This is a genomic window from Microcystis sp. M144S2, assembly GCF_020246065.1.
In the GTDB taxonomy this organism is placed as follows: domain Bacteria; phylum Cyanobacteriota; class Cyanobacteriia; order Cyanobacteriales; family Microcystaceae; genus Microcystis; species Microcystis ichthyoblabe_A.
In genome coordinates, this window is record NZ_JADBTR010000107.1 from 14,279 (window position 1) to 30,650 (window position 16,372).

General features: G+C 43.9%; 8 protein-coding genes and 1 tRNA gene. 7 read left to right on the forward strand and 2 right to left on the reverse strand.

Annotated elements, in window-relative coordinates; genetic code table 11:
* Position 1 precedes the first annotated feature (1 nt).
* The 4 genes from IM462_RS13005 to IM462_RS13020 all read left to right on the forward strand — a co-directional run bounded on the left by IM462_RS13005 (position 2) and on the right by IM462_RS13020 (position 8,978).
* On the forward strand, positions 2 to 2,320 hold the full coding sequence (locus IM462_RS13005) for a dynamin family protein (RefSeq protein ID WP_287701546.1): 2,319 nt from the start codon (positions 2 to 4) through the stop codon (positions 2,318 to 2,320).
* A gap of 541 nt (positions 2,321 to 2,861) precedes the next feature.
* The gene (locus IM462_RS13010) at positions 2,862 to 3,749 is read left to right on the forward strand and encodes a succinate--CoA ligase subunit alpha (RefSeq protein WP_104396249.1); all 888 of its coding nucleotides are present in this window, start codon (positions 2,862 to 2,864) and stop codon (positions 3,747 to 3,749) included.
* 300 nt (positions 3,750 to 4,049) lie between these two features.
* A complete protein-coding gene (gene gltB / locus IM462_RS13015; protein ID WP_287701547.1) occupies positions 4,050 to 8,654 on the forward strand; it encodes a glutamate synthase large subunit in 4,605 nt (1,534 codons plus the stop codon).
* A 69-nt stretch (positions 8,655 to 8,723) separates the two neighbouring features.
* Entirely contained in the window at positions 8,724 to 8,978 is a 255-nt protein-coding gene (locus IM462_RS13020) for a DNA cytosine methyltransferase (RefSeq protein ID WP_287701549.1), read from the forward strand.
* On the opposite strand, the gene IM462_RS13025 is transcribed toward IM462_RS13020, so the two are convergent.
* Together IM462_RS13025 and IM462_RS13030 are read right to left on the reverse strand one after the other, a co-directional pair.
* Positions 8,936 to 9,136 (reverse strand): hypothetical protein, encoded by a 201-nt coding sequence (locus IM462_RS13025; protein WP_012265925.1) that lies wholly within the window; start codon positions 9,134 to 9,136, stop codon positions 8,936 to 8,938. The two genes, IM462_RS13020 and IM462_RS13025, sit on opposite strands and share 43 nt — an antisense overlap.
* A gap of 10 nt (positions 9,137 to 9,146) precedes the next feature.
* A complete protein-coding gene (locus IM462_RS13030) occupies positions 9,147 to 9,374 on the reverse strand; it encodes a type II toxin-antitoxin system RelE family toxin (RefSeq protein ID WP_287701552.1) in 228 nt (75 codons plus the stop codon).
* A 409-nt stretch (positions 9,375 to 9,783) separates the two neighbouring features.
* Here IM462_RS13030 and IM462_RS13035 point away from each other — a divergent pair, with 409 nt between their 5' ends.
* From IM462_RS13035 to IM462_RS13045, 3 genes are all read left to right on the forward strand, one after another.
* On the forward strand, positions 9,784 to 13,230 hold the full coding sequence (locus IM462_RS13035; RefSeq protein ID WP_287701554.1) for a type ISP restriction/modification enzyme: 3,447 nt from the start codon (positions 9,784 to 9,786) through the stop codon (positions 13,228 to 13,230).
* A gap of 594 nt (positions 13,231 to 13,824) precedes the next feature.
* Positions 13,825 to 15,651 (forward strand): peptidoglycan DD-metalloendopeptidase family protein, encoded by a 1,827-nt coding sequence (locus IM462_RS13040; protein ID WP_287701556.1) that lies wholly within the window; start codon positions 13,825 to 13,827, stop codon positions 15,649 to 15,651.
* A 91-nt stretch (positions 15,652 to 15,742) separates the two neighbouring features.
* Positions 15,743 to 15,816: transfer RNA gene (locus IM462_RS13045), tRNA-Met, on the forward strand.
* Positions 15,817 to 16,372 lie beyond the last annotated feature (556 nt).

A 16,372-nucleotide genomic window follows, 5' to 3' on the forward strand; every position in this document is an offset into this window, starting at 1 on the left:
AATGGATTGGAAATCCGCCTCATCTTACTATGAAACCCGCCTCAGTGATGTCTTAAATATCCAACATTTTGCCGTTGACTTAGCCAAACTTCCCCAAGCTGAAGTTCCCTCTCAATTAACAGAAATCCTCATGCAAGAGGCAATACCTGCTAACCGTCAACTCGAAAGACTGAGAAAAAGAGAATTTCGTATCGCTGTGGTTGGCTTAGAAAAGGCTGGAAAAAGTACCTTTATTAACGCATGGTTAGAATGTGATTTACTTCCTGCCAAAGGGGGAAGATGTACCTTTACCACCACTCAAATTTATTCCGTTAAAAGCGAATCTGAACAAAGATTAGAAGTGCAAACCCGCAGCGAAGAACAATTTATTCATCTCCTCAAAGAATTAGAAACCGTTGGCGCAAAAGAAGACTTAAACACCATTAGAGAAAACGAAATCACCCTAAAACAAGTCAGACGAGAAGGTAATTTATCTATTCCTTTTACTCGACTAGAAGACATCCGAGAAAAACTAAAAAAATACGTTGCCGATGAAAAATACGCCCATGCGGTCCTAGAAGCCCGACTTTATACTAATAAACTCGCTCAAGCAGAAGGAATCGTCTTTTATGATGTTCCTGGTTCAGATTCTGGGTTAGCCAAGCACGTTGATGAAGCCCAACAAATGTTATCAGACTGTGATGCAGTCATCGTGATTCAGCGTTTTCGCAGTATTCGAGAAGCCGAATTAGAAATTATTAAATTTACAGAACAAGGTGATAAGAATGTCACCATTGCTGATAAGTTATTTGTCTTTTTAAGTCATATTGACTCTCTTGGTAGCCCAGAAGCCCTTAAAACTCATATTACAGAAGCCTCTCAGGATTGGTCAAAACGCGCTAATTTACCGGTTAATCGCATTGTTTCTGGTTCAGCAGGAGCTTATTTAATCTTAAATAATCTGGCGGAAGAACATACTCAATTAGAAATCGGAAAAGCCAGTAATATTCAAGATAAATTAAAAACTTTGACTGGAATTATAGATGATAAAATGTTAAGAACTCAAGCTACAGGAATCCCTGAAATTAAACAAAAAATCTTTAATTATATTAATACTGAGCGAGTAGCAATTCTCAAGAAACGTTGTGAAGCTTCCATTGATAAAATTGTCAGCACCTCAGAGGACATTCACCATTTTGTCAGTCAAAGATTTCCCGAAAATCCTGAAGAAGCACAACGCCTTGAAGAAGAGAGAAGAAGAATTGATTTTTCAGAATGGTGGCATAGAAAATGGGAACAGATAAAAGCTGATTTACAAAACTTTTATGAAACATCTGCCATTAACAAACCCTTAGAAAAAGTTAATAACGAATCTTCTAGTAGTATCGAAAAGTTTAAAGAACGCTATGGGCAACTGTTAGCCATTGAAATGGCAAAATTAAGACAAGAAACTTTAAGAAAAAAAGAAATTATTTTTGATGCAAATTCTTTTCCAGACTTCGACAAGGCAAAAGCTAATTATGCCTGGCGGGATGACTTGTATGGGGATGTTAGAAAATTTTTGGATGCCCTTGCTCGACAATTAGCGGCAGAATTAAAAGATGAAGCCTTAAAATTAGTCGATTATATGTCCTCTTTATTATGGGGAAGTTCTCAAGTAAAAGAACGATTAATTGGTTATTCAGAACAGGAGTTTTTAACTCGCTTAGAAAATAGCTTATCAGTGTTATTTTTAAGATTTGCTCGTCCCGTTGCTGAAGCATTAATTCGCGGTCCTGTTAACAGTGATACCCGCAGCCAAATTGTCAAATCCTTAGGGGCTGATGTGGAACTGATTGATAACTATTATCAAGGAGATGAACCTGCTTTTAGAGTCTTAAAAAAATACGTTAAGTATGGTTCTGATTTACTCTTTGATCCTAATCTTCGTCAACAGGTGTTAGGTGTAACAGAAATTGCCAAAAACGTTATCGGAATGACAGTAGATACAGTTGGGGTTAATTGGATCGATTTGGCTGACCAATTAACCCCACCCAGAGAGGTTGTTACCTTTGAAGTAACTAATGATATTAACGCTTTTGAAGAATATCTACGCCATGGTATTTTTGAAGCTGCAGGATTTGAGTCCTACTGTATTCAAGAATTAAGAGGATTAGTGGATATTTTTCGAGAAAAAGAAGGAACATGGGCAGGTGTCGCTCAAAACGAATGGTATAAAGAGAATCCTCAGCTTGTAGCAGAATTACCCGCTAATTTGAAATCTCAAGAATTTAATTTAGAAGTTAGTGAACGACTGAGACAATTAGCAATTGCCTTGAAAAGAAATAGTTCCTCTCAGTAGCGTTAGCTATAGCAAAGCACCGCTATTATTGCGACGATGGCGGTGAATTACGGTGATTTGGGAATGTGGATTAAGCTTCGCTAATTTCTAATTAGGGCTTGCTGAATAATGGTAAAAACCTTTTAAAATAAATAAGGCTTTTGACCTGTTAAAATCCGATGTTAGTGCCATAAAATAGGATTAGGACCTTCAAAAACCTGACATCATCCTCCTTTTAGTACATATATTGGTACAAAAAAAGAGGGCAATAAAGCCTGAAACGACCGACGACCGACGACCGGCTACTGACTCCTGACTGGAAAGTGGGAAGTGGGGAGTGGGAAGTGGGGAGTGGGAAGTAGGTATTACTTTCAGGCTTGGCGGTGCCAACTTTGGCATCGGGACTGACTCCTAACCCCACCAATAAACTTTTTCAGCAAATCCTGTGTACTGTTTACTGACCACTGAAAAAAACTCCCATCAACAGTGTCTCACTGATTACTGTTTACTGTTTACTGATTACTGTTTACTGTTTACTGAAACAACTCCCAACACTTAATATATGAAATGGACAGATAAAGATCAGATAATTATGCAAGGGATCGATCGACCCCTAGGCAAATATTATGCGGCACGATTGAAAGCTCAGGGAACCTGTTTAGTAGCGGGGGTGGCTAGTGGCCACGGTGGTGAGATAATCGCAGAGATACCAGTGTTTGATCTAGTGGCCGAGGCCGTTGCTGAAGCCGGAGAAATCAAGACCAGTTTAATTTTAGTCCCCCCCAATCAAGTCCTAGATGCGGCCTTAGAAGCGATCGCAGCAGCCATTCCCCAATTAATTATCGTCACCCCCGGAGTTCCCCCCTTGGATCTGGTGGAATTATTAAAGATAGCTAGTACCACCGGAACATTAATTCTCGGCCCCGGCAGCCAGGGTGTGATTATTCCCAATTATCTTTGGTTGGGTATTTGTGAACCGAGTTTTTATCAATCGGGGACAATCGGTCTGATCACCCGTGGCGATCGCATAGGGGATGAAGTGGCGAAAACTTTAACAGCAGCCGGTTATGGTGAATCTATGGCGGTAAATTTGGGTACTGACGGCATTATTGGCTCCAATTTGTCCCAATGGTTGCAGGTTTTTGAGGAAGATGACAATACCGAGGCAATTCTCCTCGTCAGTCAGGTGGGAGGAAAGGCCGAAATCGAGGCGGCCAAATATATTGCCTCGGCGATCGAAAAACCAGTGATTGCCTATCTTGTCGGGTTAAATACAGCGATTGAAACCAATTTCGGTGATACAGAAACAATTATTTCTAACCAACTTTCCTACTCTGTTGCCGCTAAGAATACCAGAAAAGATAGCCTACGTCATTTTCAAGAAGCTGGGGTGACAGTGGTGGAAAAATTAGCCGATTTACCTGCCTCTTTAGCGAAAGTCTTGTCCTGAATTTGACCCCATTGCTCCAATAATATTTATAATCTGAGAATATTCTGCCAAAATAAGCACCTAACAGGATGTTTCACCCCATCCAGGGGATTTTCGATGACAATTCCTGAGAGCTACTATATCATGGTAGATCACCTGTGATTCCTCAGACCGGCCAAGATAAAGATGGCAACAGGCAAAAATTAGGAAAAATCAGCGACAATCGAAACGGCAAGATCAAAAAAAATTCTATTCTAGATTGACCCTTTCAGCAGACCAACTATCCCACCCTTCTAGACAACGACCCTAAGGATAACTTCTATGGCGCAACAAAATAACCTAAAAACCGACAATATACACCAAATCGATCCCTATTGGGGTCCACGATGGCTCGTAGAGGAGCGGGACGCTTGCGGAGTCGGTTTTATTGCCGATGTGCGCGGTTCCGGCAGCCATCAACTGATTGAACAGGCCCTTTTAGCCTTAGGTTGTTTGGAACACCGGGGAGGCTGCAGCGCCGATCAGGATTCCGGGGACGGTTCCGGTATGATGACCGCTATCCCCAGAGATGTCCTCGCTCCTTGGTTCGCCGAAAATGGCTTAAATATGCCGGAATCTGAGCGTCTAGGGGTGGGTATGGTCTTTCTTCCCCAAGCGGCCCAAGAACGCGCCGAGGCTAAAGCACATATCGAGGAAATTGTCAATAAATATAATATTAAGATTTTAGGTTGGCGTGCTGTTCCCGTCCATCCCCAAGTCCTCGGAAGACAAGCAAGGGAAAATCAACCCTACGTCGAGCAAATTCTGGTGACTTCCCCCGATTTAGCCGGTTCTCAATTCGATCGCCTACTCTATATTGCCCGTTCTGAAGTCGGTAAGCAACTGGCCGATGATTTCTATTTCTGTTCCTTTTCCTGTCGCACCCTTGTCTATAAAGGCATGGTACGGGGCGAAATCCTGCGAGAATTCTATCTAGACCTGCAAAATCCCGCCTATAGCAGTCAATTCGCTATTTATCACCGTCGTTTTAGCACCAATACCCAACCCAAATGGCCCCTCGCTCAACCGATGCGTTTATTGGGTCATAACGGCGAAATTAACACCCTTTTGGGCAATATTAACTGGATGTCGGCCCGGGAACCCGCTTTAGAAACCCAAGGTTGGACCCACGAAGAATTACAATCCCTGACTCCCATTGTTAACCCCGCTAACAGCGACTCCTATAACCTCGATAGCGCCCTAGAATTATTGGTGAGAACCGGCCGCAGTCCCCTAGAAGCGGCTATGATCCTAGTGCCGGAGGCCTACAATAATCAGCCGGATTTACAGAATTATCCCGAAATTATCGACTTCTACGAATACTATAGCGGTTTACAGGAACCCTGGGACGGCCCAGCTTTACTGGTCTTCAGTGACGGGGGAATCGTCGGCGCTTGTTTGGATCGCAACGGTTTGCGACCGGCCCGTTATAGCATTACTAACACCGGTTATATCGTCGTTTCCTCGGAAGCGGGAACTATTCCCCTCGATGAAACCACCATTATGGAAAAAGGTCGTCTCGGCCCCGGTCAAATGATCGCAGTTGACCTAGAAAAAGGCGAAATTAAGCGTAATTGGCCGATTAAACAGGAAATTGCCCGCGCTAATCCCTACGGTGAATGGGTGAAATCCCAACGCACCTTTATTGACAAAGAAACAGCGATAGACATTCCCACCCCTAGTAATCTCCTTCCCCTGCAAACCGCTTTCGGTTATACATCCGAAGATGTGGATCTGATTATCGTCCCCATGGCAGAGCAGGGAAAAGAACCGACTTTCTGTATGGGTGATGACACTCCCCTAGCGGTCCTCTCCAGTAAACCCCATCTTCTCTACGATTACTTTAAACAACGTTTTGCCCAAGTTACTAACCCTCCCATCGATCCTTTACGCGAAAGTTTAGTCATGTCCTTGACTATGTATCTGGGACGACGGGGCAATATACTTAAATTAGGGGTTGATGACGCACATTTACTGAAATTAGACTCTCCCCTGCTCAATAATGCGGAATTAGCCAAAGTTAAAACCTCTAGCTACAAAACAGCCGAACTTTCTACCCTTTATGATCTGACCACCGGACCGCAGGGATTAGAAACCGCGATCGCTAATTTGTGCGCTGAGGCCGCCAAGAAAGTAGCATCGGGAGCGGAAATTTTAATTCTTAGTGACAGAACTGCTCCTATTGACGAAAAAACTAGCTATATTCCCCCTTTATTGGCCGTTGGTGCCGTCCATCATCACCTGATTCGCTCACACTTGCGTTTAAAAGCTTCGATCGTGATCGACACGGCCCAATGTTGGAGTACCCATCACTTCGCTTGTCTAATTGGTTATGGCGCTTCCGCAGTCTGTCCCTATCTGGCCCTAGAAACGATCGCCCAGTGGTGGATCGAGCCAAAAACTCAGAAATTGATGGAAAATGGCAAATTAGAAGCTATTAGCCTCGAAAAAGCCCTAATTAATTACCGCAAATCCGTAGAAGCGGGATTACTGAAAATCCTCTCGAAAATGGGCATTTCTCTCCTATCTTCCTACCATGGGGCGCAAATTTTTGAGGCGATCGGATTATCGGCAGATTTAGTTAAACTAGCTTTTAACGGTACTACCAGTCGCGTCGGGGGTTTAAGCATTGCTGAAGTGGCCCAAGAAGCGATCGCATTCCACAGTAAAGCTTTCCCCAATCTTACCGCTAAAAAACTAGAAAACTACGGTTTTGTCAACTACCGTCCGGGGGGAGAATACCACATGAATTCCCCGGAAATGGCGAAAGCACTCCATAAAGCCGTGGCCGCTCACTCCCAAGGGGAAGGATATGACCATTACGAAACCTATCGTCAAATCTTGCAGCAAAGACCTGTCACCGCTTTACGCGATTTATTAGAATTTAACAGCGATCGAGCTTCAATTCCCCTCGAAGCAGTAGAATCGATCGAAAGTATCCTGCAACGCTTCTGCACAGGGGGAATGTCCCTCGGTGCCTTGGGCCGGGAAGCACACGAAACCCTAGCGATCGCCATGAATCGCATCGGAGGTAAGTCCAATTCTGGAGAAGGGGGAGAAGATCCGATCCGTTACACCAGCTTAAGCGATGTGGATGCCGAGGGACATTCCGTGACCATGCCCCACCTAAACGGCTTAAAAAACGGTGATACAGCTAATTCTGCCATTAAACAGATAGCTTCGGGTCGTTTTGGAGTCACTCCCGAATACTTAATGAGTGGAAAACAGCTAGAGATTAAAATGGCCCAGGGAGCAAAACCGGGAGAAGGAGGTCAATTACCCGGGAAAAAAGTCAGTCCCTATATTGCCATGTTACGGCGATCGAAACCGGGAGTAACTTTGATTTCTCCCCCTCCTCACCACGATATCTACTCGATCGAAGATTTAGCACAATTAATCTACGATTTACACCAAATTAACCCCCGGGCCAAAGTTTCCGTCAAATTAGTGGCCGAGATCGGTATCGGTACAATTGCGGCCGGAGTTGCCAAAGCTAACGCTGATATTATCCAGATTTCTGGCCACGATGGTGGTACAGGTGCATCACCCCTAAGTTCGATCAAACACGCGGGTAGTCCCTGGGAATTGGGAGTGACGGAAGTGCATCGGATGTTAATGGAAAATCAACTGCGTCATCGGGTGATTTTGCGCGCAGATGGAGGACTAAAAACCGGTTGGGATATCCTCATGGCTGCTCTGATGGGTGCGGAGGAATTCGGTTTTGGTTCCATTTCCATGATTGCTGAGGGGTGTATCATGGCCCGCGTCTGTCACACGAATAATTGCCCTGTGGGAGTCGCTACCCAGCAGGAACGTCTCCGCGCTCGTTTTCCAGGAATTCCCGCTCATGTGGTCAATTTCTTCACTTTAGTGGCTGAGGAAACGCGGCAATTATTGGCGAAATTAGGCTATCACAGTTTAAATGAGGTGATTGGCCGGGCAGATCTGTTAAAAGTGCGCTCCGATGCTCGTTTAACTAAGACAGAATCCCTCAATCTCGATTGTTTATTGAATTTACCCGATGGTCGTGGCGATCGCTCTTGGCTGCAGCACGAGGAAGTACATAGTAACGGTGCTGTTCTCGATGACGATATTCTAGCCGATAGCGAGATTAAACAGGCGATCGAACAACAGGAAACCGTCAGCAAAACCTACAGGATTGTCAATACCGATCGCTCTGTCGGAGCGAGAATTGCGGGGGTAATTGCCCAAAAATACGGGAATGACGGCTTTGAAGGCGAAATTAAGCTCAATTTCCAGGGTGCGGCCGGTCAAAGTTTCGGAGCCTTTAATTTACCCGGTGTCAATCTCCATTTAGAGGGAGAAGCTAACGATTATGTGGGTAAAGGCATCTACGGCGGCGAAATTGTCATCTTACCGCCCCAAAACGCCAATTATCAGCCCGAAGATAACGCTATTATCGGTAATACCTGTCTCTACGGGGCCACCGGTGGGGTATTATACGCTAATGGTCGCGCTGGTGAACGCTTTGCTGTCCGCAATTCCACCGCGAAAGCAGTTATCGAAGGGGCCGGGGATCACCTCTGTGAATACATGACCGGTGGGGTAATTGTCGTGCTTGGTTCCGTCGGTCGCAACGTCGGCGCCGGGATGACGGGAGGATTAGCTTATATCCTTGATCCGTCCCTACCGGAGAAACTTAACCCCGAAATTGTCAAGATTCAACGGGTTGCCACGGCTGCCGGTGCGGAACAGTTAAAATCTTTAATTGAGGCCCATGTAGAACGCACTAATAGCCCCAAAGGTAAGTTAATTTTAGCTAATTGGGATAGTTATCTCGGTCAATTCTGGCAAGTAGTCCCTCCCTCGGAAGCGGATAGTCCCGAAGCGCAAATTAGCGCGGAGAAAACCTTAACTTCGGTGTAATTTCCTCGGGGTGCGTTACTCTTGGTTAACGCACCCATTGATTAATTTCTTTGATGTCATAATTTGGCAATGACAAACGAAAAACTCAGATTTATCGATCTTTTTGCTGGTATTGGAGGATTTAGATTAGCTGTCGAGAGCGTTGGTTATGACTGTGTATATTCTTGTGAAATAGACGAAAACTCTCGAAAAGTAGGAAAACGAGCCGGATTTAGAGATACAAGGGGAACTCTATTTTTTCCCATCTGCGAAATAGTAGAATTAAAGCAAGATACAAGCAATCAATCAATATTTAGCATCTTCTTAACCTCATCTAGAGAATAAGTTTGACTATCTTTTTCTTCTTCTTTTGCCTGTATTAAATCTTCCAAATCCTCTAAGTCTTCTAAGATTTCTTTAATTTTCATAAACTCCTCATAAGTTAAAACAGCAAATTCTTTTTTGCCATTTTTGATTAAGAATTCAGGATGTAATTCAATCATTGTTTTCTCCTTAATTTAATTGTAGATATTTTAAAGTGATTTCTTCAACCTCAAATAGAATTCGATAGTTACCCACCCTTAAGTGATAATTAGGCGTAAAATTCTTTAATTGCTTGACATCTCCTTGTAAATTATCCTTCATTGCTTCAATTTTAGCCATAATCCTAGTCCGATCTTGAGAAGAAAGTTTTTCTAAGTCTTTGATAGCTTTAGGCTTGAATTGAATTTGATATTTCACATTATACCTCTTGCATAAATCAGAGAAATTGAAGATTTCTAATTTTGGATTTTGGATTGAGGGATTTAGGACTTTTACCAGAGATCTATTAATTGTACCTCCATCAGGTTGAGGTGGGCTATCAAGCTCAAATAAAACAGCTTATAGTGATGGGGAAACCCCACTTATATATTATGTTCCAAGGCAGAGCCTTAGAACAAGCAGTAGTAGGACAAAATTAACTTCTTGGTTAGCACAGACACCCATGCACTCAGACAAGAGCCTTTGAGGGTTCAAAAACAGCCCAAATAAGGATTAAATAGCATAAAATATGTAAATAGACTACTTAGTTAATTATTATTCATTCCTAATTATCCTGACGACCGACTCCTAACCCTAACAACAATTTTTAGTTTTCACAAGACGTCTCATGAATCCCCTCGTTAATTATTTTCGCAACCTGCACGAAATCCACTCCTCCCAAGCAGCGGTAAAAGAAACCTCCTACTACGGCACTCTCGAAACTCTCCTTAACGAAATCGGTAAAACCCTAAAACCGCGAGTGCGCTGCATTATCAACCTCAGAAATCAGGGTGCGGGATTGCCGGACGGGGGACTTTTTAACGTCGATCAATTCCCCAAAAATCAAGAATTAGAACCTTTTACGGCGATTTTTCCCGAAAGAGGCGCGATCGAGATTAAGGGAACCAAAGAAGATATAAAAAAAATCGCCGCCAGCGAGCAAGTACAAAAATACTGGCAAAAATACGGTCAAGTATTAGTCAGCAATTATCGCGATTTTCTGCTCATCGGTCGCAATAGCCAAGGTCAACCGGTAGAATTAGAAGCCTATAGTTTAGCCCCGTCAGAAGCCGAGTTTTGGCTAAAAACCTCAAATCCATCCAAATTTGCCGCCGAACACGGTGATAGCCTCTTAGAATACCTAAAGAGAGTGCTTTTACAGGCGGCTCCTATCACCTCACCGGCCGATGTTGCTTGGTTTCTTGCTTCCTATGCGCGGGACGCAAAAGCACGCTTAGAACATCATTCCGATCTTCCCGCTCTGGCCAATATTCGTCAAGCTTTAGAAAATGCCCTAGGTATCAAATTTGAACGGGAACAGGGGAATAAATTTTTCCGTTCTACCCTCGTGCAAACCCTCTTTTATGGTTTATTCTCCGCTTGGGTATTATGGCACAAGCAAAACCTCAATCGCGAGGATAAAGAGGATAAGTTCGATTGGAAATCCGCAGCCCACCATCTCCATGTTCCCATGTTAGCGATCCTATTTGAGCAGATCGCCGCACCGAGTAAGTTAAAATCTTTGGGATTAGTAGAAGTTTTGAATTGGACCGGTGCAGCTTTAAATCGAGTGCGACGAGAGGAATTTTTTCGTCAATTCGATGAGGGACAAGCGGTACAGTATTTCTATGAACCATTTTTGCAAGCTTTTGATCCCGATTTACGCAAAGAATTGGGAGTTTGGTACACTCCTCCAGAAATTGTTCGCTATATGGTAGCGCGAGTCGATCGAGTTTTACGAGAAGAATTAAATATTGAGGACGGTTTAGCTAATCCCGATGTTTATGTTCTCGATCCTTGCTGTGGAACTGGTGCTTATTTAGTCGAGGTTTTGCGCTATATTACCGATACTTTACAGGAAAATGGGGCGGGTGCTTTAGCCATGGCTTTGGTGAAAAAGGCAGCCATAGAAAGAATTTTCGGTTTCGAGATTTTAACCGCTCCTTTTGTCGTCGCTCATCTACAATTAGGTTTATTCCTGCAAAGTTTGGGTGTACCTTTAATAGAAGATAGTGAACGGGTGGGGATTTATCTGACTAATGCTTTAACCGGTTGGCAACCTCCCGATGAGGAAAGTAAACAGAAAATTCAACAGCTACAATTAAGTTTTCCGGAGTTAAATAAGGAACGAGAGGCAGCCGATGAAGTTAAGCGCGGTAAACCGATTTTAGTTATTCTCGGTAATCCTCCCTACAATGCTTTTGCTGGAACCAGTCCCGCAGAAGAAGCAGGTTTAGTGGAAGTGTATAAACAGGGTTTAATCTCCGATTGGGGGATTAAAAAGTTTAATTTGGATGAGTTATATGTGCGCTTTTTCCGTTTAGCGGAAAGATGTATTTCAGAAAATACTGGTAAAGGGGTTGTTTGTTATATTTCTAATTTTTCCTATCTCGGTGATCCTTCTTTTGTGATGATGCGGCAAAGATTTTTACAAGAATTTGATCGCCTTTGGTTTGATTGTCTCAATGGTGATAGTCGCGAAACAGGAAAGTTAACCCCTGAAGGTAATCCCGATCCTAGTGTTTTTTCTACTCAATACAATAAGGAAGGGATTCGAGTCGGGACAACTATCGGACTAATGGTAAGAAAGGAAGTAAGGAATAAAAATGTTGATGTCTATTTTCGCCATTTCTGGGGAGTTGCTAAACGAGAACAGTTATTAGATAGTTTAAATAATCAAGATTTTGATGCTTTGTATCAAGTCTCTAACCCAGAACAATCTAATCGTTATTCTTTCCGTCCCTCCGATGTTTCCTCTCACTATTTAGCATGGCCAAAGTTAACAGATTTATGTAAAGAACCACCTAGCAATGGATTAATGGAAAAAAGGGGAGGAGCATTAATTGATATTGATAAATCAAGTTTAGAAAAAAGAATTAAAATGTATTATGATACTTCGATAACATGGGAAGAACTTAAAACCTTAAAAACTGGATTAACGGAAGATGCCGCTCGTTTTGATGCCAAGAAAGCTCGAATTAAAATCCTAAATTTAGAATCTTATAATTCAAAAAATTTACAACGATACATAATTAGACCTTTTGATGTTAGATATTGTTATTATACTGCTGTTCGTCCTTTATGGAATGAACCTAGACCGAGCTTATGGTTACAATGTTGGGAAGGAAATTCATTTTTAATCAGTCGTTTTAAATCAGCAAAAACGGACGAAGGTTCTCCCTTTTATTTTGCGATAGGATTATCTGACGATCATCTCTTATCTCCTGATGCTTCCTGTTTTCCTATCCGTCTAAGGACTAAATTAACTGAAAATAAAACAGCCTCATTATTCAATACACAAGAATTTATCAACACCACTCTAACAGCCAATCTATCGGAAAAATCTCGTCAATACTTAAATCAACTGGGTATTAATAATCTTGATGAAAATATCGAGAATGCTTCCTTAATTTGGCTGCACGCATTAGCGATTGGGTACTCTCCCTTGTATCTTCGGGAAAATGCCGACGGTATTCGTCAAGACTTCCCAAGGATTCCCCTTCCTAATAGCCAAGAATTATTAATTAAATCTGCCCAACTAGGACAAGCGATCGCATCTCTTTTAGACACAGAAAACCCCGTTATAGGAGTCACCAAAAAACCGACCCCTGCACTGCAAAAAATCGCCTTGATTTCCTGCACTGATGGGGGAAATTTAAACCCAGATAAGGGGGATTTAATTATTAACGTCGGTTGGGGACACGGGGGTAAAAATGGTGTGACAATGCCGGGTAAAGGAAAAGCGATCGCCAGACAATATACAACCGCAGAAATGAGCGTAATTAGCCCAGAAATGCGAAAATTATTAGGAACCAAAACCTATGATATTTATCTCAACGATCGAGCCTATTGGCAAAATATACCGGCCCGGGTGTGGGAATATACCATCGGGGGTTATCAAGTCATTAAAAAATGGCTAAGTTATCGCGAGGAAAAATTATTAGGACGGGGATTAACTATCGCAGAAGTGCAGGAAGTAAGCGAGATGACTAGAAGAATTACTGCGATTATTCTCCTAGAATCAGACCTAGATGATAACTACCAAAATATCAAAACTGCCGTGTATTCTTTTTAATTAGGGTTGGCTGATTAAATCTAAAAACCTTGTGGGAGGCGAAATTTTGACTTTTTCCCTGAAAATCGGTAAAATCCCACACCCCACACCCGTTCGGCTGAGCTCACGGCCGAAGCCCACACCCCACACCCCACACCCCACGAAAAACTTTTTGGGCAAACCCTAATTATTGCCCCCCCCAATAGCCATCATTGCTCCTTGCGAGCGGCGAATCATTAATAATTTCTTTAGTAAACGGCAAAACCGATAAAAATTTTCTATCAAAAAATTGGCAAAAATTGGCAGGACGAAAAATGCTGATCAGCTTGGAACATCTGAGATAGAGCATCGTCAATCTGGACATTCAAAATGTCACCAACTTGCTGTGATCCCGGTGCTAATGGTCAGAGATAGACTTGCATAATTTCAAAATCTAAGTTAATCTCACCTAAAAGTCACCTTTAGGTATTTTGACTAAAAAGTAAAGTTGCTTAACTTCTACTCTAGCCTCAAGGCTAATGCTGAAAGCTAGACCCATCGGCTTAATCCACTGGCTCTAGCTAACTCTTTACACCACAGGAGGTCTGTTTGAAAGAGACTTTTATCCACAACCCCATGACATCCGCTACCCCAGAACAGAATTGCACCGCTGAGTCTAACCGAGTCCGTTACTCAGTTGCTCTACTGGGATTAGCACTCTCTCTGGGAGTACCTAGCATTCTCAACTCCACCTCAGAATCAGCCCAGGCCGCCAATTCTGTACCCTTAGAATGGGAAGTGATTGACCTGGCCCAAAAAGCCAAAGCTGCGGGTAAAGAACTAAAAGAACCGCAAATAATCCAATCCCAAGCACTCGCCACCGTCAAATTCATCGCCACATCAGTGGTTGAGCATCAAGTAAAATCGGGAGAGTCCCTGTGGAGTTTAGCCGACACCTATCAAACCACCCCCACAGCGATCGCTAGTAGCAATAATCTCTCCCCCCATTCCGATTTGATTATCGGACAAACTTTAAAAATACCCACTCCTGAGCAGTTGCCCTCGGCAGCCCCGGCAGCAACTCCTGAGCAGTTGGATAGTTCCTCTGCTAGTCTGCGTCAAACCCGTCAACGTCTCCAAGAAAGTTTGGCCGCCTTGCGAACCGAGGAAACCCCCCATCAGTCCAATTCCGGGGAAACGGTAATCGTTACTGAAACCACCGCTCTCGTTCCCGATAATTCGCCAACTAGCGTCGAGATTCCCGTTATCGCTCCCGAAGAATCCCCCCGACCAACTAGCCAGGTGATCCCGATTCCCGTTCCCACCCCTGAAAGCGATCGCCCGATAGCCACAATTCCCCTTAATCCTCCCTTGACAAGCAGACCGGAAATTCCCAGCGTTGCCCTACGAAATCCGGCTCCTGTGACTGAAATTCCCGCCGTTCCCAATCCTCGCGTCATAGTTCCGCCAGAAAACCAAGTTTATCGGGTTCGGCCCGGGGATACCTTAAACACGATCGCTCGCGCTCTCGGCATCACCCCCGCCGAATTAGCTAGGGAAAACGGCATTGACAACCCCAACCGGATTAAAGTCAATCAAACCCTAGTGGTTCCCGATCGCTCTGCCAACGCTAGAGTTAATCAAAATCTTACCCCCTTGGTCGGCGATCGCACTAGGTTGTCCTTTAACCCCAGCAATCGACAAAATCCGCCCCCGGAAACTGCCACCACGGGGACGGAAGAATTCCCCGAAAATATCACCGGCAGCTATCGGGAAAGATTGCGCCAAGAGGTGGCTAATCTGCGGGAAACTAACCTTTCGGAAACCCAGAAAAGTATCGCTATTCCCGTCGATAATCCCGCAGAAACTGTCGAGGATCGGCAAATAACCGCTAATCCCCAATGGACTGCCCTTCGTTCGCGTTCTAACCAAAGCATCCCCCCCCAGATTATCGGTTCGGCTCCTACCAATGTGGAAGAATATAATGACCGCCTACGAATTCCCGTCGGCGAAACCGTAGAACCTTCCCTTCCTCCCCTCGCTAATCCCGATGAGCATTTACCTAATCCCGCCCCCATTTTTACCGGCTTTATTTGGCCCACTAGAGGTGTGTTAACCTCCGGTTTCGGTTGGCGCTGGGGCAGACCTCATCGCGGCATCGATATCGCCGGTCCAGTGGGTACACCAGTTGTGGCGGCGGCCGCCGGTGAAGTAATCTCCTCCGGTTGGAATTCTGGCGGTTATGGCAATCTGGTGAAACTGCGTCACCCCGATGGTAGCGTCACTCTCTATGCCCATAACAGCCGTCTGCTGGTGCGTCGCGGCCAAACTGTTGAGCAAGGCGAGCCAATCGCCCAGATGGGTAGCACCGGTTTTAGCACCGGCCCTCACCTCCATTTCGAGGTTCACCCCTCCGGCCAGGGCGCAGTTAATCCCATCGCTTTCCTGCCAGGCAGACGTTAAAGATGCCCGCAAAGGGAAGAAAAAATCTTCCCTTTTTTGCTCTTGTGCAATTGGGTGATTGTGTGTTATGATTGATAACTGTGTAAACAACGGCTTAGTAGCTCAGTTGGTCAGAGCAGGGGACTCATAAGCCCAAGGTCGGCAGTTCAAATCTGCCCTGAGCCATTTTAGGAAAACCTAAGTGTAGAATTTTAGAAATACAGAATCTTGCTTGAAGATTATCTCGTTCCCCGGTTCTACCTGATCACTGCCCCCCACCAAAGCCTTTTTTTTGATTTCTGGAAATTCGCACCCATAAGTATGGGAAAGGGATTGACTTAGGCGGCGGTTTGCGTTATACTTTTCTTATAATGGGAATCTGTGCAAATTTGGGTGGTTGTCAATACTTCCATTATGAATAAAATCTTTTAGAAGTATTATCTCAAAATCTCCCCAGAAAAGCAAGCAAAATTTTGCCAATAATTGTTAAGTTTTGTTAAAAAGAAATGGAGAGATCAGCGCAGAAGGGATCACCGCCGAACAAAAACAGGATTTAATTCGACTTTTATCTCGTTCCCAGGTAGAACCTGGGAACGCTCCTTTCAGGTTCTACCTGATCACTGCCCCCCACCAAAGCCTTTTTTTTGATTTCTGGAAATTCGCACCCATAAGTATGGAAAAGGGCTTGACTTAGGCGGCGGTTTGCGTTATGCTTTTTTTATAATGGGAATCTGTGCAAGTT

Bases quoted from the DNA above. Each gene is read 5' to 3' on its own strand.
- IM462_RS13020 (WP_287701549.1), top strand. From the start codon at position 8,724: ATGACAAACGAAAAACTCAGATTTATCGATCTTTTTGCTGGTATTGGA.
- IM462_RS13035 (WP_287701554.1), top strand. From the start codon at position 9,784: ATGAATCCCCTCGTTAATTATTTTCGCAACCTGCACGAAATCCACTCC.
- IM462_RS13040 (WP_287701556.1), top strand. From the start codon at position 13,825: ATGACATCCGCTACCCCAGAACAGAATTGCACCGCTGAGTCTAACCGA.
- gltB (WP_287701547.1), top strand. From the start codon at position 4,050: ATGGCGCAACAAAATAACCTAAAAACCGACAATATACACCAAATCGAT.
- IM462_RS13025 (WP_012265925.1), bottom strand. From the start codon at position 9,136: ATGATTGAATTACATCCTGAATTCTTAATCAAAAATGGCAAAAAAGAA.
- IM462_RS13010 (WP_104396249.1), top strand. From the start codon at position 2,862: ATGAAATGGACAGATAAAGATCAGATAATTATGCAAGGGATCGATCGA.
- IM462_RS13005 (WP_287701546.1), top strand. From the start codon at position 2: ATGGATTGGAAATCCGCCTCATCTTACTATGAAACCCGCCTCAGTGAT.